We start from the raw sequence: 18,832 nt of genomic DNA on the forward strand, positions 1-18,832 counted from the left end.
ATCAGGATAGAAAATGGCCAATGTAAACAAAACTCCGGGAAAGGCTCGTCGTGCCGAGGTCGCCGGCGGCGGCTTTGCCGGCCTGACGGCTGCCATCGCTCTGAGGCAGAACGGCTGGGATGTCAGGCTGCACGAAAAGAGCTCGGAACTCAGGGCCTTCGGCGCGGGCATCTATCTCTGGCACAATGGCCTTCGCGTACTCGAGGGACTGGGCGCCCTGGATGATGTTCTCCAGGGCTCGCACACACCGCCGACCTACGAAACCTGGATGCACAACAAGTCGGTTTCCAAGGAGACGTTCAACGGTCTTCCCTGGCGCATCATGACCCGGAGCCATTTGCATGATGCGTTGGTCAAGCGCGCCCGCGCCGTGGGTGTCGACATACGAGCCAACTCCGAAGCGGTCGCCGCCGATCCGCAAGGCCGCCTGACCCTTCAGACCGGCGAAGTTCTCGAAGCAGACCTGATCGTCGGCGCCGACGGCGTTGGCTCCAAGGTCCGGGACTCCATCGGCTTCAAGCAGGATCGATGGGTTTCGAAAGACGGTCTGATCCGACTGATTGTTCCTCGCAAGAAGAAGGAACTCGGTCATGGCGAATGGGACAACACCATCGACATGTGGAATTTCTGGCCGCGCGTCCAACGTATCCTCTACTCGCCCTGCAATGAGAACGAGCTCTATCTGGGCCTCATGGCTCCGGCCGCCGATCCGCGCGGATCAGCGGTCCCGATCGACCTCGAAGTCTGGGTTGAGATGTTCCCCTTCCTGGAGCCGTGCCTGATCGAGGCGGCGAAGCTGAAAACCGCCCGCTACGACAAATACGAGACCACCAAGCTGGACAGCTGGACAAGAGGCAAGGTCGCTCTTGTGGGAGACGCCGCGCATGCAATGTGCCCGGCTCTTGCCCAGGGCGCCGGTTGCGCGATGGTCAATGCCTTCAGCTTGTCGCAAGACCTGGAGACAGGCTCCTCCGTCGAAGACGCGCTCCTCGATTGGGAGAAACGCATTCGCCCGACCACCGATCGCTGCCAGGCCCTTTCAGGCGACTATGCGGCGAACCGCTCGCTCTCGAAGGGGAACATGTTCACGCCGGCAGCCCTGGAAGCAGCCCGCTACGACCCGCTGCGCCGCGTCTATTCGTGGCCGCAGTAGGACCTGACAGGCTGATCAACAAATGACTTGGCGCGGCGGAAACTGCGCTCTCCCCAGGAGATGGAAATGAACTATTCGGTAGAAGTTGAAAAACACTACGAGGTGCGGGGCTGGTATTCCACCGTCCACGAGATCCGGCATGACGGCGGAGAGCCGGGCGATGTTCTCGTCAAGGCCGTGGTGGGGGTTGTCATCCGCAATCCTTTTGCCGGCAAATTTGTTGCTCAGTTGTCCGATCTGACGGACCCGAGCCCCGTCATCGGCCATGCGCTCGGCGAACGAGCGGCCGCGTTGCTCGGCGGCCGCAAGGTCGAGAGCTATGGCAAGGGCGGTATCGCAGGCACGGCGGGTGAGCAGGAACACGTCGTGGCGTGCATCACCACAGTGTTCGGAAATCCCCTGCGCGAGCAGGTCGGCGGCGGCGAAGCCTGGATATCGTCGGTCAGCAAGGTCGGTTCCGCCGGCACGGCCATCGATATTCCGCTCGCCCACAAGGATGAGCTCTACATCCGCTCCCACTACGACGCCGTCACCTTTTCGGTGCCGGATGGTCCGCGCCCCGATGAGCTTCTGATCTGCGTCGCCGTCGCATCGGGTCCGCGCGTGCATCAGCGTGTCGGGGGCAAAACCGTCGCCGACCTCGAGACCGCCGTCTAGCTCGATCGATATTGCTTAAAGGACAATTTTTATGCCCCTGAACATCAAGGACCTCAAGATTACCTCGGCGGATTTCCAGCCACTCGGGAAATTGCGCGACGAGCATGCCGGCGACAAGGGCAACGTGTTGCCGAGGCTGACCGTCAGCGGCGTCCCGGCGGGCGCGAAAGAACTTGCGGTCATCTGCCACGATCCGGACGCCCCCTTGCCCAACGGTTTCACGCATTGGGTCGTCTACGGCATCGATCCGTCGACCACCGATCTTTCGAACGTGCAGGAAAAGTTCCGTGTGGCACCCAACGGCGCCGGCAACGCGTTCTACTACGGGCCGCAGCCGCCCGCTGGCCATGGCCCGCACCATTACTACTTCTGGGTCTATGCCCTGGACACGAAGGTCGAAGGGATGCCCAGCCGGGAGGAATTCCTCCAGAAATATGCCGGAAACATCATCGAGCAAAACCGGATCGTCGGCATCTACCAAAATTAATGAACGGCGCGGTCTCGGCGGTCAAAAACAAGAAGAAAGATCGAGACCGCCGCTTAATGGGAGAATTTGGATATGAAAGACAGCAGTCCCGCTCGCCGGAAGGTTTTCGAGGAACTGGTTACAGCGACGAAGATCCTGTTGAACGAAGGCATTCTGGACACGTTCGGGCACATCAGTGCCCGTGACCCAGAGGATCCTGAAAGTTTCTTCCTAGCTCAGAAACTTGCTCCGAGCCTGATAACGACAGCCGACATCCAGCGTTTCAATCTCGACGGCGAGACCTCGGACAATCGGCCGTCCTATCTGGAGCGCTATATCCACAGCGAGATCTACAAGGCGCGGCCGGACGTTCAGTGCGTGCTCCACAGCCATTCCCCGGCCGTCTTGCCCTATTGCTTCACGGATCAGCCGCTGCGTCCGGTGACCCATATGGGTGCATTTCTCGGCGAGAGAGTTCCGGTCTACGAAATTCGCGACAAGCAAGGTGACGCCACGGATCTTTTCGGGGGCAGCCCGAGCGTCTGCCGGGATATCGCCGAAAGCCTCAGCGACCGGCCCGTGGTCCTGATGGCGCGGCACGGCGTCGTCAATGTCGGCACTTCTGTCCGGCAGGTGGTGTTCCGGGCTTTCTATCTCGAGCAAGAGGCCGCGGCACAGACCGCCGGCCTGCGGATCGGCACGATCAAGTATCTGTCGCCGGGCGAGATCAAGGCAGCGGGAAACCTGGTCGGCGCCCAGATCGATCGAGGATGGGATCACTGGTCGGAGCGCCTCAGGCAAGCGGGCCTGGGCTAGCGTCCACGGGCTTTTGAGCACTACCTGGAAAAGCTTGGTCTCTGCCAAGGCTTCCAGCCCAACCTCAATAATTCTCTGACGCCATGGCGTCGGGCGAAGGCAATGAAACCATGCCGCACGCGGAAAGCTACGATTACGTTATCGTTGGGGCCGGATCGGCCGGTTGCGTGCTCGCCGACCGGTTGAGCACCGACCCGCGATGTTCGGTGTTGCTGCTCGAGGCCGGCGGCTGGGATCGCGACCCGATGATCCACATCCCGCTTGGATGGGGCAAGATCTTGACCGAGCGCCGCCATGACTGGATGTATTTCTGCGAACCGGAGGACAATGTCGGCGGACGCAGGGTTGAGTGCGCGCGCGGCAAGGTCATTGGCGGGTCGTCGTCGACCAACGCCATGGCCTATGTGCGTGGCAATAGAGGCGACTACGACCGATGGGCTTCTAGCGGGCTCAGCGACTGGTCATACGATAAAGTCCTGCCATATTTCCGGAAGCAGGAACGTTGGGAAGGTGGCGAGGACCGCTTTCGTGGTGGCTCAGGCCCGCTCAACACCCAGTTCTGCCGCTACAAGGACACGCTGATCGACGCCTTTGCGCAAGCCAGTGTGCAGGCAGGCTATGCCCAGACCGACGACTACAATGGCGAGCGGCAGGAAGGTTTCGGCCGCCTCCAGATGACCATCTCGAAAGGTCGACGCAGCTCGACTGCTTCCGCCTATCTGAGGCCGGCCATGAAGCGGCCGAATCTGACCGTGCTGACCGGAGCGATGGCGACGAAGATCGTCCTCGAAGGCACGCGTGCCGCCGGGGTGACGATCAATCATCAGGGCCGCGAACGGACGGTCGTCGCCCGCAGGGAAGTCCTGCTCTCGGGCGGCGTGATCAACACGCCGCAACTGTTGATGCTGTCTGGCATCGGGGCACCGGACGAGCTGGCGGCGCATGGTATCCAGACACGGGTCAATCTGCCGGCAGTCGGCAAGAACCTGCAGGATCACGTCTCGGTCATTCTGATGTACCGGCGCAAGACACCGGGTCCGTTCCTGCGCAACATGCGCGCGGACCGGATCGGGCTGGATTTCGCCAAGACCTATCTCACCGGCCAAGGCTTTTCGGCAGATGTGCCCGGCGGGGTCGTTGCATTCCTGAAAAGCGGTCCCGAGCGGCCGCTGCCGGACGTCCAACTGCTGTTCACGGCGGCTCCGCTCGCCGCTTGGCCGTATTTCAAGCCGTTCAAAGCGCCGTTCGCCGATGGTTTCGCGACGCGGATCGTGGCGACGCAGCCAGAGAGCCGGGGGACGGTGAAGCTGGCCTCGGCCGACCCTTCCGCCGCGCCGCTGATCCACCAGAACTTCCTCGCCTCGCCGAAGGACTGGCAATCGCTGCGCGCCGGCTTCCGGGTGGCAAGGGACCTTGCGGCCCAGCCCTCCATGCAGCCCTTCATCGAGGCGGAGTTCTTCCCCGGTCCCAAGTGCCAGAGCGACGACGAGATCGACGAGCACATCCGCAAGACCTCCATCACCGTGCATCATCCGGCCGGCACTTGCCGGATGGGCGCCGACGCAGCCTCGGTGGTCGACCCCGAACTGCGTCTTCGCGGCGTCAGCGGCCTTCGCGTGGTGGACGCCTCCGTCATGCCCGACCTGGTCTGCGGAAACATCAATGCGGCGGTCATCATGATTGCCGAGAAAGCCGCGGACCTCATCGCGGCATCAAAAGCAACAACGGAAAGCAGGGCAGCGTGATGATCCAGCGTATCGCCATCATCGGTCTGGGTACTATGGGACCAGGCATGGCCGCCCGGCTCGCCAGAGGCGACCTTCAGGTGACCGCCTATGATGTGGCCCCGGCAGCGATCGAGCGCGCACGCGCCATGCTGGGCACTGCGGAGGGCGTTCTCGACGCCCTGGGCATCGCGCCGCCGCCGGCAGGCGTTGGAACGGTTCGGTTCACCGACGATCTCGGCGAGGCAGTCTCAGGCGCCGACCTTATCATCGAAAACGTTCCCGAAAACATTGTGGTCAAGGCCGATGTCTATCGCGCCATCGACGGCCTGATCGCATCGGACACGATCGTTGCATCGGACACCTCGGGCATTCCGATCACCCAACTACAGGCGCATATCTCGCATCCAGAGCGCATGGTGGGGATGCATTGGTCGAACCCGCCGCACATCATCCCGATGATCGAGGTCATCGCCGGCGAGAAGACGGCGCCGCAGACCGTGGCGACGATCCGCGACCTGATCCGCTCGATCGGCCTGCTGCCGGTGGTGGTGAAGAAAGACGTTCCGGGCTTCGTCGAGAACCGCGTACTCTACGCGCTGTTGCGCGAGGCGGTCGACCTCGTCGAACGCGGCGTCATCGAACCGGAAGATCTCGACACCTGCGTCTCCTGGGGCATCGGCTACAAGATCGCCGTCGTCGGTCCGATGGCGCTGCTCGATATGGCGGGGCTGGATATCTACAAATCCGTCTCGTCCTTCCTGAACGCCGACCTTTCCAATCGCGACGACGTGGCGCCGATGGTGCTGGAGAAAACCGGCGCTTCGAAGCTCGGCATCAAGTCGGGCGAAGGCATGTTCTCCTACACGCCAGAGCAGACAAAGGCCCTGCAAGCCGACCGGGCGCGCAAGCTCGTCGCGGTGCGGCGCATCCTGGAAGGCCGGGAGTAGCCGATGGCTCACAACACGCAGCAGGGAACAGGCAGGATCGGGGATCACGCGGCGGCGCGAGGAGGTACAAGCCATGCGCATTGACACGATCCGGGCCGCCGGCGACAGGCCGGCTCACTTCCGCCATGACGACCTTATCGCCGTCAAGGGCGTGTCCGTGGTCTACGCCCGGCAGCTGGTGCTCCAGAACATCGATCTTTCGGTGCCGAAGGGATCGTTCGTCTCGCTGATCGGCCCTTCCGGTTGCGGCAAGAGCACCTTGCTCAAGGTGCTGGCCGGGCTGGTGGAGCCGACAAGCGGTAGCGTTTCGATCGCCGGGCTTTCGCCGGTCGAGGCGGCGCGCAAGCGCATGATCGGCGTTGTCTTCCAGGACGCCAACCTGTTGCCGTGGAAGAACGCCGTCGACAATGCGTCCATGCTGCTCGGCATCGCCGACAAATCGCTTTCGCGCGCCGAGCTTCGGGCACGCGGCCAGGAGATGCTGGAACTGGTGGGGCTTGGCGATTCCGCCCACAAGCGTCCGAACGAATTGTCGGGTGGCATGCGGCAGCGGGTGGCCATCGCTCGGGCCCTGGCGCTCGACCCAGCCGTGCTTTTGATGGACGAGCCCTTCGGCGCGCTCGACGCCATCACCCGCGACTCGATGGGCCAGTCGCTGCTGGAGATCTGGCAGCGCACCGGCAAGACGATCGTGCTCGTGACCCATTCGATCGACGAGGCCATTCACCTCTCGCGCCATGTGCACGCCCTGGGCATCAAGCCCGGTCGGATCACCGGCAGCATCGATATCGGCCTGCCCTATCCGCGCGACCTGGCGGTAACGGAAGACCCGGAATTCGTCAGGTTGGTGGTCCAGCTTCGCACGATGCTGCGCGCCAGCCATCAACCGGGAGACGCGTCGTGAGCGAGCAACCCATCAGCAGTGTTTCCGAGCCTCGGCTGACCTCCAGTTTCGCCGCCGCGACAAGCAGCTGGCTGCCGTCGGTCATTCTGCTGTTAGTCACGATCGTGGCCTGGGAAGCCGCGGTGCGGATCTTTGCCATATCGACCTTCATCATTCCGGCCCCATCGCAGATCGCACAATCGCTGGTCGCGCAATGGGGAACGCTGATGCAGGCCACGCTGGTGACGGCGGCCGAGATCCTGCTCGGCTTTGTTGTCTCGGTCGTCGTCGGCGTTGCCATTGCGCTCGTCATCGTGCGTTTCGACTGGCTCGGCCGGGCGCTCTATCCCCTGGTGGTGCTGTTCCAGAACGTGCCCAAGGTGGCGCTGGCACCGATCTTCATTCTGTGGTTCGGCTATGGGCTCGCACCCAAGATCGGCCTGATCCTGGTCATCGCCTTCTTCCCGGTGACGTTGTCGATGCTGGCGGGCTTGCAGTCGGTGGACCGCTCGCTGCTGTCGTTGATGAATTCGGTTGGCGCTAGCCGCACGCAGATCCTGTTCAAGATCCGGGTTCCACACTCGCTGCCGAACCTGATGGCGGGAACCAAGATCGCGGCCACGCTGAGCGTCATCGGCGCCATCGTCGGTGAATTCGCCGGCGCCTCGGATGGGCTGGGCTACGTCATCCAGTTCGCCTCGACCCAGCTCGACACCCCATTGGTCTTCGCGGCGCTGCTGCTCGTCTCCGTGCTCGGCATCGCCTTCTATTACGCGGCCGAGATTCTCGAACGCATCGTGGTGCCATGGGCACCCAAATTCAGCCACGCCTAGGTTTCTGGGCAGTCAAAGTCAGGGAAGGATCGAACAATGCTAAGACGCTCTTTTATCAAAGCAGCCACGCTTGTGGCGTTTGCCGGTGCGCTTGGCTTCTCCGGCGCGGCGCAGGCGGCGGACAAGGTCAATGTCCAGCTCGACTGGGTGGTGCGCGGCAACCACGCCATGTTCTTCGTGGGCAAGGAAAAAGGCTTCTTCGCCAAGAACGACATCGACCTGGCCGATATCCGCAAGGGTTCTGGTTCGCCAGACGCCATGCGGCTGGTCGGCAATGAGAACGCGGATTTCGGCTTCGGCGATCTTCCCACGCTCACCGTCGCCCGGTCGCAGAATGTCCCGGTCGTGGCGGTGGCAGCCGTCAACCAGCATTCGCCGCTGGCGATCATCTCGCTCGCCAAGACGGTGAAGCTCACCAAGCCGGCCGATCTCAAGGGCCTCACCATCGGCATTCATCCAGCCGGGTCGACCTACATCTTCTTCAAGGGCTTTCTGGCCGCCAACGGTCTGACCGAGAAGGACATGACGCTGAACAGCGTGTCGCCGCCCTATGAAAGCTACCTGCTCCTGGGGCGGGTCCAGACTGTGGTCGGCTATGTCGATGCGGAGGTTCCCGAACTGGAAGCCAAGGCAGGCGGTCCGGGTTCGCTCAGCATCATGATGGGCGCCGACCATGGCTGGAAGGCTTACGGCTCCGGCCTGTTCACCTCGGAGAAGATGATCAAGGACAAGCCCGATGTCGTGCGCCGCTTCGTCAAGGCCTACCGGGAAGCCTTCGACTATGTCGTTGCCCATCCGGAAGAGGCCGCCGAGATCACGGCCAAGGCGGCACCCGGCTACGCGGACAAGAAGGCCGTGCTGCTGGCACAGATCAACGCCGACATCGCCTCGACGTTCACCAGCCCCGAAACCAAGGAACACGGTCTCGGCTGGATGGCGAAGGCGCAATGGGAGGAAACCCTGAAGACGCTCACCGATCAGGGCGTGCTCAAGACAGCGCTGTCGGCGGACGATGTCTTCACCGACAAATTCCTGGCCAAGGAATAGGCGCGGTGCTCAAGGGGCGTGGATCGATGAGCGCCTACCGGCACGCCAGGCTGCCCTGCTCCATGCCGCAGGACACGGCGCGCATGCCCTTGGCTACATCAGTGCGGTCAAGCGCGATTTGCACGCGGGTCGCGTATGCGCGGCCCGACAGCCCACACCAGAGGCGCTCGACCGGCAGGTTTTCGCGCTTGTCATTGAGGATGGTGAAGGTGCCGGTCTTAGGATCGAACCAGAGTTCGACGTGGGCGCTCTTGCCCGGTTCGACCGTCGCGACCCCGCCCGAATACCAGTGGGCGAAGTCGGCATTGCAGGACAGGCCGTCCTTGCCGGAGTTCGAAATCGTTAACGGCACCATGTCGAGCCCATCGGTGCCGATGCGGACGATCACCTGGTGCAACTCAACCGCATTGGCGAGCGATGTAAACGCCAAAACCACCGGGAGGACATAACCGATTTTCACTTTGCCTGAGCTCCATACTTATTTGATCAGGCAGTCTATCTCGCAAACGCGCAATAACAATAAGAATAATGATCGAAAATCAACAAAAGAGGGTAACATGATAAAGCTCCTTAAAAGCAGTGTAAGTGCAATTATACTGAGCGGCGTCTTGCTCGGCGGCGCGTTCGCCGGAGAAGTCAAGTCGATCGCCATCCTGACGCCTGAAGAAGGCACGGACTATGGCTGGAACCAGCAAGGCATCGACGCTGCCAAGGCGGCCGGCAAGGCAGCCGGCATCGAAGTGGTCGTCGCCCAGGGCCTCGGCTATGGCGACGTTCGTCCGACGCTGCGGGAACTCGCTTCCGACGGCGCCAGCCTGCTGATCGCGCACGCCAGCGGCTACAACACCTCGGCGCCTGAAATCGCCAAGGAAACGAAGGTTCCGGTGGCGATCGTGGACACGCCGAACGGGTTGGAGAAAGGCCTCGTCGCCGACTACACGCTGAGCGGTCACGAAGGTGCCTATCTCGCCGGTCGTCTCGCCGCCAAGATGTCGCGCTCGAAGTCGGTCGGCATCGTGGTCTCCGGCGAACCTCCGTCATGGAACTCGCAGTCGGCGGCTTTCGCGCAGGGCGTGAAGGCGGAGAGCAAGGACGTCAAGATCACCTATGCGGTGATCGGGCCAGCCGCCTACAGCGATGCGGCAGGCGGCAAGCGCGTCGCCGAAAGCGTCATCGCCTCGGGCGCCGATATCATTTTCGGCCAGGGCAACGGTTCGAGTTTCGGCATGCTGCAGGCGGTCGAGACGACCAAGGCCGCGGATGGCGGCAAGGTCTATTTCATCGACGTCATCGGTGACAAGTCGCCGATCGACAAGGGCTTCCTGCTGTCGTCGGTGGTGTGGAACATCGAGCCGGTCTACGCCGCGATGATCGCCGATCTCAAGGCCGACACTTTCGGCACCAAGCATTACGGCATCGGCCTCAAGGACGATTCCGTGAAACTGCTGAAGACGGCCGCCATCCCGGACAAGGTCTGGTCCGAGATCCAGGCGGTGCGCGAGGACGTCATCTCCGGCAAGATCAAGGTCGAGCCGGTCTATGACGCGGCCGCCGTCAGGGCGTTGATGACAAGCGTCGCCAAGTAAGGCGATCAAAAGTCAGTTGCCGAAGGGGCGGTCGGGTCGCCCCTTCGGACGCTTCCCCTTTTTCAGTGCTGGGCTTTCATGAGCAATCCTTCTTCATCGCCCGTTGACAGGCGCGACATCGTCGCACTCGAAGGCGTGACCAAACGCTTTCCCGGCATCGTTGCCAATGACAGCATCGACCTGTCGATCCGGCCGGGCGAAGTGCATGTGCTACTCGGCGAGAACGGGGCGGGAAAATCCACCTTGATCGGCATGCTGTCCGGCCTGCAGCAGCCGGATGAAGGACGCATTCTGGTTGACGGCAAGCCGACGCCGATCACCTCGCCGCGCCGGGCACTGGCGCTCGGTATCGGAACGGTCTTCCAGCACATGATGCTGGTGCCGACGCTGACCGTGGCTGAAAACCTGTTGCTCGGCGGCCCCTGGTGGCAGCGCCCCAGGACCGAGGAGCTTGAGGCACGCGTCGCCGAGATCACCGAAAGCCTCGGCATCGTGGTGAAGTTGCATGCCAAGGTTTCGGAGCTTTCGCTCGGCGAGCAGCAGCAGGTCGAGATCCTGCGCGCCATGGTGCGCAACAGCCGGGTGCTGATCCTCGACGAATCCACCTCGATGCTGACGCCGAAGGGCATTGACGAACTTGGCGCGCTGATGCGCCGCCTCGTTGGGCAAGGTCTGGCGATCGTCTTCATCACCCACAAGCTCAAGGAAGCGGCCGCTTTCGGTGACCGCATCTCGGTGCTGAAGCTCGGCCGCAAGGTCGGTGAGATTCCACCCGAGCGTTTTCGCGCGCTCGGCGAACAGGAGATCATCTCCGAGATCGTGGAGTTGATGTTCGGCAAGCAAAAGGACGATCCGGAAGCGGCCGAGCTTCCCGTTCACGTCGTCCACGCCGAAGCCGCTCCACTGCTTCAGGTCACCGATCTGGAGGTAGCTTCCACCGACAACGCGCCCAGCCTGTCGTCGATCTCCTTCGACATTCGTCCGGGCGAGATACTTGGTATCGCCGGCATCGATGGCAACGGCCAGAAACAACTGGCGGAGGCATTGTCTGGCCAGCGCGCGGCGAACAGCGGTTCGGTACGGCTCGAGGGGATCGCGATCGAGGCGCTGAGCGTCGGCGAACGCAGCCAGCTCGGTCTTCGCTACCTGACGGACGATCGGCTGGGCGAAGGCACGGTCGGCACTTTCCCGGTCTCGATCAACTTCTTCCTCAAGCAGGTCGGCGCAGCGCCGTTCTGGCGCAACGGCGTCGAACAGCGCGCCGAGATCGACAGGCGCGCCGCTGAGCTCACGCGCGAATACGATGTGCGCACGCCAAGCCTGAAGACGCCCGTTGCGCGGCTCTCGGGAGGCAACATCCAGAAGGTACTTTTGGCCCGTGAACTGGCCGAAGGCGCGAAGGTGGTGATCTTCAATAAGCCCACCTACGGGCTCGACCTCGCCAACACGCTGGCATCGCGGCAACGCATCCGCGAGACCGCCGCGCGCGGTATCGCCGTGCTGCTGATCTCCACCGATCTCGAGGAGTTGCTCAGCATGTGCAACCGCATCGCCGTCATGGCCAACGGATCGCTGGTCGGCACGGTCGCGAATGCCGACGATGCCCGTACCAAGGTCGGCCGCCTGATGATCGGACTAGCCGCATGAGCATCGACACCGCCCCCACCGTCAGCGCCACCGCACTCGATGCCGCCAGCAGCGTCGCCACGCGCCGCGACATCCTGCGCAGGCTGGTCATGACACTTGGCCCGATCCTCGCCGCTCTCGTCATCGCCGGCTGCATCCTGCTTGCCGTCGGCGTCGATCCACTCGCCTATTATGGCTACGTGCTGGAGAAAGGGCTGTTCTCGCCGCTCGGCATCCAGCAAACGCTGACGCGCATGGCGCCGCTTCTGTTCCTTGCCGCCGGCCTGATCGTGGCTTTTCGCGCTGGCATGTGGAACCTCGGTGGCGACGGCCAGTTCCTGCTCGGCGCGGTCACGGCGGCGGCTTGTGCCCCCGTGTTCGTGCAGATCATGCCGGCCTGGCTGGCATTGTTCTGCGCATTCGTCGTCGCCACGGTTGCCGCCATGATCTGGTCGCTGGTGCCGGCGCTGCTGCGCGCCTATCAGGGCGTCAACGAGATCATCACCACGCTGATGATGACGTTCCTCGGCACCTCGCTCGCCAATGTGCTGGTCAAGCTGGTGTTCCGCGATCCCGGCACGACCGTGCCGCAGACTCGCACCTTGCCGGTGGAAGACAGGCTGCCGCGCCTGCTCGATACGACCGTCACCAGCGGACTGCTGTTCGGTCTGGCGGCGATCATCATCGTGCATCTTGTGATGACCAGGACGGCATTCGGACTGAAATTGAGGATCGTCGGAGCCAATCCGCGCGCGGCTATCCATGCCGGCTTGGCCGTGCCCGGCCTGACCATCGCCGTCTTCGCCATTTCAGCCGGGCTCGCGGGCCTTGCCGGCGCTGTCGACATCATCGGCGTGCAGGGCAATGTCCGCGCCGACTGGAACCCCGCCTATGGGCTGGCGGTCATCCCCGCCGTGTTCCTCGCCCGCATGAACGGCTTCGCCGCAATTGGCTTCGTGTTCCTGCTTTCGGTGCTGTCGATCGGCGGCGAGAGCGCGGCGCGGCGCCTTGGCGTGCCCAATCATTTCACGCTCGTGCTGGTCTCCATCGTGCTGATCGTGCTCGCACTCGCCGAATATGTCGACCACCGCTACAACCAGTCGAGAAAGGCCTGAAGCATGACCGGGCTCTTCAGCGAAGTCTTTCTCAGCGCGCTTCTGTTTGGCGCGATCACCGCGGCGATCCCGCTTTTGCTCGCCGGGCTTGGCGAGCAGATGTCGGAAAAGGCCGGCGTGCTCAACATCGGCATCGAAGGCATGATGCTGGCCGGCGCCTATCTCGGTTTCGTCGGCGCCTTCTATTCCGGTTCTTTGTGGCTGGGTTTCCTCACCGGCATCGCCGGCGGCGTTGCGGTGGCGTTGATCATGGCACTCCTGTGCGTGCGCATCGGACTGAACCAGATCGTCATCGGCATCGCGCTGACACTAGGCCTCGAAGGCCTGACGGCGCTTCTCCATCACTTCCAGTTCTCGCGCAGCTACCCGCGCCTGCCGGCGCCGAACGCCACCGTCATCCCGCTGCTGTCGGACATTCCGGTAATCGGGCCGGCCTTCTTCAAGCATCATCTGATCGTCTATCTGGCGGTCGCGCTGGTGTTCGGCATGGGCTACCTCTACCGGCGCACGCAGCTCGGCCTCAATTTGCAGGCCGCCGGCGACAAGCCGGCCGCGCTCGACGTCGCCGGCATCGATGTCATCCGAACCCGCACCATCGCCGTGCTGTCAACCGGCGCGTTGGCAGGGCTCGGCGGCGCCTATCTCGCCAATGTCGGGGCAGGTCTGTTCATTCCGTTCATCACCAACGGCGCCGGCTTCCTCGGCATCGTGCTGGCCATGCTTGCGCGTGGCCGGCCGATCTGGGTGCTGTTCGGCGCTCTTCTGTTCGGCGTCTGTTTGTCTTTGACCACCGCCATGCAGGTGGCGGGCATCAACATACCGACCGACATCATCCAGATGCTGCCGTTCCTGGCGGTGATGATCATGCTGGTGCTGTTCGGACGGCGGGCCAGCCTGCCGGCCGCGCTTGGTATTCCCTACGAGCGCGGCGCGCGCTGACAACAACGGATGCGCGGATGGGACCCGCGCCAAAACAGGAGGCAAGAATGTCGGATACCAAGGTTTACCTGCTCGACGGCGGCTCGCTCGTCCTCGACGGCTATCACGTGTTCTGGAATCGCGGCCCGGGCGGCGAAGTCCGCTTTCCGGTCTATTCTATCCTGATCGAGCATGCCGAGGGCCGTTTCCTCATCGACACCGGCTATGACTACGATCACGTCATGAAGGTGCTGCCCTTCGAGAAGCCGATCCAGGAAAAGCACCAGACCATTCCCGGCGCGCTGGCACTTCTCGGGCTTGAGCCGAAGGACATCGACGTCGTCGTCAACTCGCACTTCCACTTCGACCATTGCGGCGGCAACAAATATTTTCCGCATGCCAAGAAGATCTGCCACCGTTCGGAGGTGCCGCAGGCTTGCAATCCGCAGCCCTTCGAGCATCTCGGCTACTCGGATCTGAGCTTCTCGGCAGAGGCGGCAGAGGCGCGCGGCGCGACCTCGCAATTGCTGGAAGGCACGACGCGCGCCAACTCGACCTTCGAGGGCATCGACGGCGACATTGAGCTCGCCAAGGGTGTCAAGCTGATCTCGACGCCCGGCCATTCGATCGGCCACTACAGCCTGCTGGTCGAGTTCCCCAGGCGCAAGCCGATCATGTTCACGATTGACGCCGCCTATACGCAGAAGAGCCTCGAAACGCTCTGCCAGGCGGCCTTCCATATCGACCCGGTCGCGGGTGTCAATTCGATGCGCAAAGTGCAGAAGCTGGCCGAGGATCACGGCGCCGAGCTGATGTACTCGCACGACATGGACAACTTCAAAACCTACAAAACCGGCACGCAGTTCTACGGCTGACCGCCGCCATTCTGGAGACCAAGACCATGCGCTATTCCGATCATGCCGATCCGGTCATCACCCTGACCGCGGGGCCGGTGGACGCCTATGCACAAGTGCTGCGCGGCCTCGGCCGCACGGTGCTCTACGACTACGATCCGGCGTTCCAGCTCTTCTACGAGAAGGTCGTCGATAAGGCGCAGAAAGCGATGCGTCTGCCGAACAAGCCGGTCATCCTACACGGCGAGCCGGTTCTCGGCCTGGAAGCTGCTGCGGCATCGCTGATCACGCCCGACGACGTCGTGCTGAACCTCGCCTCGGGCGTTTACGGCAAGGGCTTCGGCTACTGGGCAAAACGCTATTCGCCCAACCTGCTCGAAATCGAAGTGCCCTACAACGAGGCGATCGACCCGCAGGCGGTCGCCGAAATGCTGAAGAAGCATCCCGAAATCACCATCGTTTCGATCTGCCATCACGATACGCCGTCGGGCACCATCAATCCGATCGATGCCATCGGCGCGCTGGTGTCGGCTCATGGCGGCTATCTGATCGTCGATGCCGTCTCGTCCTTCGGCGGCATGAAAACGCATCCGGAGGATTGCAACGCCGACATCTATGTCACCGGCCCCAACAAATGCCTGGGAGCCCCTCCCGGCTTGACCATAATGGGGGTGAGTGAGCGCGCCTGGGCCAAGATGAAGGCCAATGAGGCAGCACCGCGCGCATCGATGCTGAGCATCGTCGACTGGGAAAACGCCTGGTCGCGCGAAAGCCCGTTCCCGTTCACGCCATCGGTCTCGGAGATCAACGGGCTCGACGTGGCGCTCGACCTCTATCTCAGCGAAGGACCAGAAGCGGTGTGGGCGCGTCACGCGCTGACGGCAAAGGCCATGCGTGCCGGCGTCGCCGCCATGGGGCTGTCGATCTGGGCCGCCAACGAAAAGATCGCGTCGCCGACCACAACCGCCGTGCGTACGCCCGAAGGCGTCGACGAGAAGGCGCTGCGCCAGGCCGCGCGCGCCCGCTACGGCGTGGTGTTTTCGTCGGGGCGCGGCGAAACGCTGGGCAGGCTGACGCGCATCGGCCACATGGGCCCGACGGCGCAGCCGATCTATGCGATTGCCGCGCTGACGGCGCTGGGTGGCGCGATGAATGCTGCCGGCCAGAAGCTTGCCGTCGGCAAGGGCATCGACGCGGCGCTGGCCGTCATCGACGCCGACGCCTGAACACACCTCATCGGATTACGCATTAAGGGAGAGATTTCATGACTGAACGGCTTGCGGGAAAGACGGCGCTGGTGACGGGCGCCGCACAGGGCATTGGCAAGGCGATTGCGGCGCGGCTGGCGGCCGATGGCGCGACCGTCATCGTCAGCGACATCAACGCCGAAGGCGCTAAGGCCGCAGCCGCATCGATCGGCGGCAACGCGAAGGCTATTGCCGCCGACATTTCCGATCCGGCGTCGGTCAAGGCGCTGTTTGCCGAGATTCAGGCGCAATCCGGTGGCATCGACATCCTCGTCAACAACGCCAGCATCGTGCCGTTCATCGCCTGGGACGACGTCGACCTCGACCATTGGCGCAAGATCATCGACGTCAACCTGACCGGTACCTTCATCGTCTCGCGCGCGGCGACCGACCAGATGCGCGCGGCGAACAAGGTCGGACGCGTGATCAGCATCGCCTCCAACACCTTCTTCGCCGGCACGCCCAACATGGCGGCCTATGTCGCTGCCAAGGGCGGCGTCATCGGTTTCACCCGGGCGCTGGCAACGGAGCTCGGCAAATACAACATCACCGCCAATGCGGTGACGCCGGGCCTGATCGAGAGCGACGGCGTCAAGGCGAGCCCGCATAACGAGGCGTTCGGTTTTGTCGAAATGCTGCAGGCCATGAAAGGCAAGGGCCAGCCCGAGCACATCGCCGACGTCGTCTCATTCCTCGCCTCGGACGACGCGCGCTGGATCACCGGCCAGACGCTCAACGTCGATGCAGGCATGGTCCGACATTAGGTCCATTATCGCGGCGAGACAGGTGCGCGAGCGGCATGCAGGGCTTGGCCGAAGCGTTGCCGTCAGGATGTTCGTTCCATTGTCGCATCCGGATGCTCGCGTGCAGGCCGACTTCGGCGAGGCCCTGATGGTGGTCGGTGGCGTGGAGCGGAGGGCATTCTTCTTCGTGTTCGACCTGCTCCATAGTAACGCCCGCTGTATGTGGACCTATCCTGCGGCGGCATCGGGGGCTGGGTGGGCTAAGAGACCAACAAGCTGTTCGCGGTCCTCGTGCGTGCCGACAACCATACCGCGGAGATTTTGCCACAACGGAAATCAATCGCCGCAAGTGGAAGCATCGCCGACACCATGCACTACAACGACCGGGATGAGCCGCATGTCCTCGTCCTGAGGCGCGTGTTTCGCCGGCCATGGAGTATGGGTGCGAATATCCGATATCGGCTCTTGTTGCCTTGAACCTGCAACCCGTCAAGAAACTAACGTGTTTCGTCCACCTGCAGAGCACGGTTCTTTCCCGCTCAACCGAAGTTCCGCTCATAGGTGTCGGCAATGAGCTTTTCAGCCGCCTTGGCGGCTTTGGTGGGGGCGCGTTGTTCAATGGCCTTCACGATTGCCTCGTGCATGCCAAGCGCGTGGCTCATGCCGCCGAATTTGGCGAAGGTCTTTGGAACGCTGATGGTAAGGGCCGCGCGGATGACGGAACCGACGGGTGCGAGGAAGCGATTATGCGCGGCCTGGATGATGCCGAGGTGGAAGGCGATGTCGGCTTCCATGGCAAGCCGCGGATTGGAATTGTCTTCGGCCATCGTCGCGAGCGCGGCACGAAGCTGGGCAAGGTCTGCCTCGGTGGCGCGCGCGGCCGCCAGCCTGGCCGCGAGAGGTTCGATCGCCGATCTGATCTCGAACAATTCCTGGGCGAGGGCCTGTTCGTCCTCGTCGTCGTGCCATGACATGACCATGGGATCGAGTGTGTTCCAGGCACTTGGCGCGCGCACGCTCGTGCCGATCCGCTGCTTCGCCTCAATGAAACCCTTACTGGTCAGGATGGTGAGCGCTTCGCGCAGCGTCGTGCGGCTGACTTGAAGCTGGTCGAGCAGGTCGGTTTCCTTCGGCAGCTTGTCACCGGGTCGCAGTTCGCCGCGCAATATGCTGCGCCCCATGCGGGCGGCGATCTGCGCGGGTAGACCGCGTTCGGCAGCCGGCACGGATCCTATCGTCTCGTTCGCCGATATCAGCCTGTTCGATCTCGTCATCTGCAGCCGTCCTCCCGTAGCGGCCCGCCTATTCAACCGCCAGCGGGCCGAGTTGTGCCGCGAAACGCTCCACCATCTCAAGCCCGATCTTGTCGGGGCGTAGCGCGGGGCCACGATCGTGGATTGGAATGCCCGAGCGGGCGCCGAATAGGCGCTTGCCGTAGCAGATCAGGTTCTCGATGCCTTGCATGACGAAAACGGCCGCCGGCAACATGGCCCGGTACTCGGCTTCCGCACCGTCTTCATCGCCGGCGTGGAAGGCATTATAGGCGCGCACCGCATGGTCGATACAGTCGGGGGCAAGGATCATGCCCCGACAGCCAATGCGGAAATTGTCGATCAATTCCAGTCCGCCGCGACCGTTGAATATCGGTACACGATTGTCGGTGCGGGTAATCAGGCCGGCTATGTCGACAACAGGTCCTTCACCCTTGATCAGACTGATGTTGGGGTGCTGCCTAGCGAGATCGCGTATTTCATCCGCTGTCAGCCCACGTCCGAAGAAGGCCGGAGCATTCTGAATGGCCACCGGCAGATCGGTTGCCCCGGCAACGCGCCCGAAGAAGCGGATATACTCGGCCGCTCCATAAGTGCCGACCGGCGGCGGTTGGAGGATTACCCAATCCGCGCCGACGCTTTCGGCATGACGGATCTGGCCGATCTGCTCGGCGACGGAGGCACCGAAGATGGTGAAAGCCAGCGGTACCCTGGCACCGGTGTCTTCCGCCACCCAGTCCATCAGCGTGCGACGTTCAGCCCCCGTCAGCTTCGAGACCTCGGTGGCGAGGCCGAGCGCCGCCATGCCGTGTACCCCGGCTGCAAGGCAAAGTTCCACCTGCCTTCGAATGGCGGCGCGATCCAGTCGTTCCTCGCCATCGAACAGCGCATAGACAATGGCATGGATGCCGTGGAAGTCGACCGTTTCGAACTTGTTCATATG

19 protein-coding genes are annotated in these 18,832 nt (G+C 62.9%); 16 read left to right on the plus strand and 3 right to left on the minus strand.

Features of this window, described 5'->3' with window-relative positions; genetic code table 11:
* Nucleotides 1-13 precede the first annotated feature (13 nt).
* The 9 genes from QFZ88_RS19055 to QFZ88_RS19095 all read left to right on the plus strand — a co-directional run bounded on the left by QFZ88_RS19055 (nt 14) and on the right by QFZ88_RS19095 (nt 8,529).
* The gene (locus tag QFZ88_RS19055; RefSeq protein ID WP_024924976.1) at nt 14-1,153 is read left to right on the plus strand and encodes an FAD-dependent oxidoreductase; all 1,140 of its coding nucleotides are present in this window, start codon (nt 14-16) and stop codon (nt 1,151-1,153) included.
* A gap of 66 nt (nt 1,154-1,219) precedes the next feature.
* Nucleotides 1,220-1,810: an amino acid synthesis family protein gene (locus QFZ88_RS19060; RefSeq protein WP_024924975.1), complete on the plus strand. Its 591-nt coding sequence runs from the start codon at nt 1,220-1,222 to the stop codon at nt 1,808-1,810.
* A 31-nt stretch (nt 1,811-1,841) separates the two neighbouring features.
* Nucleotides 1,842-2,297, plus strand: coding sequence for a YbhB/YbcL family Raf kinase inhibitor-like protein (locus tag QFZ88_RS19065; protein WP_024924974.1), 456 nt, complete (start codon nt 1,842-1,844; stop codon nt 2,295-2,297).
* A 72-nt stretch (nt 2,298-2,369) separates the two neighbouring features.
* Entirely contained in the window at nt 2,370-3,092 is a 723-nt protein-coding gene (locus tag QFZ88_RS19070; protein WP_024924973.1) for a class II aldolase/adducin family protein, read from the plus strand.
* Between the two features lie 110 nt (nt 3,093-3,202).
* A complete protein-coding gene (locus QFZ88_RS19075) occupies nt 3,203-4,837 on the plus strand; it encodes a GMC family oxidoreductase (RefSeq protein WP_024924972.1) in 1,635 nt (544 codons plus the stop codon).
* Complete coding sequence (fhmpcd1, locus tag QFZ88_RS19080; RefSeq protein ID WP_024924971.1) at nt 4,837-5,766, plus strand: 5-formyl-3-hydroxy-2-methylpyridine 4-carboxylate 5-dehydrogenase; 930 nt, start codon at nt 4,837-4,839, stop codon at nt 5,764-5,766. The genes QFZ88_RS19075 and fhmpcd1 overlap by 1 nt, the downstream gene beginning before the upstream one ends.
* Before the next feature lie 73 nt (nt 5,767-5,839).
* On the plus strand, nt 5,840-6,670 hold the full coding sequence (locus QFZ88_RS19085) for an ABC transporter ATP-binding protein (RefSeq protein ID WP_024924970.1): 831 nt from the start codon (nt 5,840-5,842) through the stop codon (nt 6,668-6,670).
* Entirely contained in the window at nt 6,667-7,482 is an 816-nt protein-coding gene (locus tag QFZ88_RS19090) for an ABC transporter permease (protein WP_024924969.1), read from the plus strand. Before QFZ88_RS19085 ends, QFZ88_RS19090 begins: the two co-directional genes overlap by 4 nt.
* A gap of 36 nt (nt 7,483-7,518) precedes the next feature.
* Complete coding sequence (locus QFZ88_RS19095) at nt 7,519-8,529, plus strand: ABC transporter substrate-binding protein (protein ID WP_024924968.1); 1,011 nt, start codon at nt 7,519-7,521, stop codon at nt 8,527-8,529.
* A 34-nt stretch (nt 8,530-8,563) separates the two neighbouring features.
* Here the strand turns inward: QFZ88_RS19095 and QFZ88_RS19100 are convergent, their stop codons facing one another.
* Nucleotides 8,564-8,989 (minus strand): hypothetical protein, encoded by a 426-nt coding sequence (locus tag QFZ88_RS19100; protein WP_024924967.1) that lies wholly within the window; start codon nt 8,987-8,989, stop codon nt 8,564-8,566.
* A 97-nt stretch (nt 8,990-9,086) separates the two neighbouring features.
* On the opposite strand from QFZ88_RS19100, the gene QFZ88_RS19105 reads away from it, so the two are divergent.
* From QFZ88_RS19105 to QFZ88_RS19135, 7 genes are all read left to right on the plus strand, one after another.
* Complete coding sequence (locus QFZ88_RS19105) at nt 9,087-10,115, plus strand: putative B6 ABC transporter substrate-binding protein (RefSeq protein WP_024924966.1); 1,029 nt, start codon at nt 9,087-9,089, stop codon at nt 10,113-10,115.
* A gap of 78 nt (nt 10,116-10,193) precedes the next feature.
* Nucleotides 10,194-11,762, plus strand: a complete 1,569-nt coding sequence (locus QFZ88_RS19110) for a putative B6 ABC transporter ATP-binding protein (protein WP_024924965.1) — start codon at nt 10,194-10,196, stop codon at nt 11,760-11,762.
* Nucleotides 11,759-12,856, plus strand: a complete 1,098-nt coding sequence (locus QFZ88_RS19115) for a putative B6 ABC transporter permease subunit 2 (protein ID WP_024924964.1) — start codon at nt 11,759-11,761, stop codon at nt 12,854-12,856. The genes QFZ88_RS19110 and QFZ88_RS19115 overlap by 4 nt, the downstream gene beginning before the upstream one ends.
* 3 nt (nt 12,857-12,859) lie before the next feature.
* Complete coding sequence (locus QFZ88_RS19120; RefSeq protein ID WP_024924963.1) at nt 12,860-13,795, plus strand: putative B6 ABC transporter permease subunit 1; 936 nt, start codon at nt 12,860-12,862, stop codon at nt 13,793-13,795.
* A 47-nt stretch (nt 13,796-13,842) separates the two neighbouring features.
* Nucleotides 13,843-14,649: a 4-pyridoxolactonase gene (locus QFZ88_RS19125; RefSeq protein WP_024924962.1), complete on the plus strand. Its 807-nt coding sequence runs from the start codon at nt 13,843-13,845 to the stop codon at nt 14,647-14,649.
* A 26-nt stretch (nt 14,650-14,675) separates the two neighbouring features.
* The gene (gene ppaT, locus QFZ88_RS19130; RefSeq protein ID WP_024924961.1) at nt 14,676-15,854 is read left to right on the plus strand and encodes a pyridoxamine--pyruvate transaminase; all 1,179 of its coding nucleotides are present in this window, start codon (nt 14,676-14,678) and stop codon (nt 15,852-15,854) included.
* A 38-nt stretch (nt 15,855-15,892) separates the two neighbouring features.
* Complete coding sequence (locus QFZ88_RS19135) at nt 15,893-16,639, plus strand: pyridoxal 4-dehydrogenase, SDR-type (protein ID WP_024924960.1); 747 nt, start codon at nt 15,893-15,895, stop codon at nt 16,637-16,639.
* 518 nt (nt 16,640-17,157) lie between these two features.
* Here the strand turns inward: QFZ88_RS19135 and QFZ88_RS19140 are convergent.
* Together QFZ88_RS19140 and QFZ88_RS19145 are read right to left on the minus strand one after the other, a co-directional pair.
* Nucleotides 17,158-17,892 carry a FadR/GntR family transcriptional regulator gene (locus QFZ88_RS19140; protein ID WP_024924959.1) on the minus strand — a complete coding sequence of 245 codons (735 nt, stop codon included), beginning with the start codon at nt 17,890-17,892 and terminating at the stop codon, nt 17,158-17,160.
* Between the two features lie 28 nt (nt 17,893-17,920).
* On the minus strand, nt 17,921-18,829 hold the full coding sequence (locus QFZ88_RS19145; RefSeq protein WP_024924958.1) for a dihydrodipicolinate synthase family protein: 909 nt from the start codon (nt 18,827-18,829) through the stop codon (nt 17,921-17,923).
* Nucleotides 18,830-18,832 lie beyond the last annotated feature (3 nt).

Origin of the sequence: Mesorhizobium sp. YL-MeA3-2017, assembly GCF_030814575.1 — a bacterium.
Classification (GTDB): Bacteria; Pseudomonadota; Alphaproteobacteria; order Rhizobiales; family Rhizobiaceae; genus Mesorhizobium; species Mesorhizobium terrae.

Bases quoted from the DNA above. Each gene is read 5' to 3' on its own strand.
- QFZ88_RS19055 (WP_024924976.1), top strand. From the start codon at position 14: ATGGCCAATGTAAACAAAACTCCGGGAAAGGCTCGTCGTGCCGAGGTC.
- QFZ88_RS19060 (WP_024924975.1), top strand. From the start codon at position 1,220: ATGAACTATTCGGTAGAAGTTGAAAAACACTACGAGGTGCGGGGCTGG.
- QFZ88_RS19065 (WP_024924974.1), top strand. From the start codon at position 1,842: ATGCCCCTGAACATCAAGGACCTCAAGATTACCTCGGCGGATTTCCAG.
- QFZ88_RS19070 (WP_024924973.1), top strand. From the start codon at position 2,370: ATGAAAGACAGCAGTCCCGCTCGCCGGAAGGTTTTCGAGGAACTGGTT.
- QFZ88_RS19075 (WP_024924972.1), top strand. From the start codon at position 3,203: ATGCCGCACGCGGAAAGCTACGATTACGTTATCGTTGGGGCCGGATCG.
- fhmpcd1 (WP_024924971.1), top strand. From the start codon at position 4,837: ATGATCCAGCGTATCGCCATCATCGGTCTGGGTACTATGGGACCAGGC.
- QFZ88_RS19085 (WP_024924970.1), top strand. From the start codon at position 5,840: ATGCGCATTGACACGATCCGGGCCGCCGGCGACAGGCCGGCTCACTTC.
- QFZ88_RS19095 (WP_024924968.1), top strand. From the start codon at position 7,519: ATGCTAAGACGCTCTTTTATCAAAGCAGCCACGCTTGTGGCGTTTGCC.
- QFZ88_RS19105 (WP_024924966.1), top strand. From the start codon at position 9,087: ATGATAAAGCTCCTTAAAAGCAGTGTAAGTGCAATTATACTGAGCGGC.
- QFZ88_RS19110 (WP_024924965.1), top strand. From the start codon at position 10,194: ATGAGCAATCCTTCTTCATCGCCCGTTGACAGGCGCGACATCGTCGCA.
- QFZ88_RS19115 (WP_024924964.1), top strand. From the start codon at position 11,759: ATGAGCATCGACACCGCCCCCACCGTCAGCGCCACCGCACTCGATGCC.
- QFZ88_RS19120 (WP_024924963.1), top strand. From the start codon at position 12,860: ATGACCGGGCTCTTCAGCGAAGTCTTTCTCAGCGCGCTTCTGTTTGGC.
- QFZ88_RS19125 (WP_024924962.1), top strand. From the start codon at position 13,843: ATGTCGGATACCAAGGTTTACCTGCTCGACGGCGGCTCGCTCGTCCTC.
- ppaT (WP_024924961.1), top strand. From the start codon at position 14,676: ATGCGCTATTCCGATCATGCCGATCCGGTCATCACCCTGACCGCGGGG.
- QFZ88_RS19135 (WP_024924960.1), top strand. From the start codon at position 15,893: ATGACTGAACGGCTTGCGGGAAAGACGGCGCTGGTGACGGGCGCCGCA.
- QFZ88_RS19140 (WP_024924959.1), bottom strand. From the start codon at position 17,892: ATGACGAGATCGAACAGGCTGATATCGGCGAACGAGACGATAGGATCC.
- QFZ88_RS19145 (WP_024924958.1), bottom strand. From the start codon at position 18,829: ATGAACAAGTTCGAAACGGTCGACTTCCACGGCATCCATGCCATTGTC.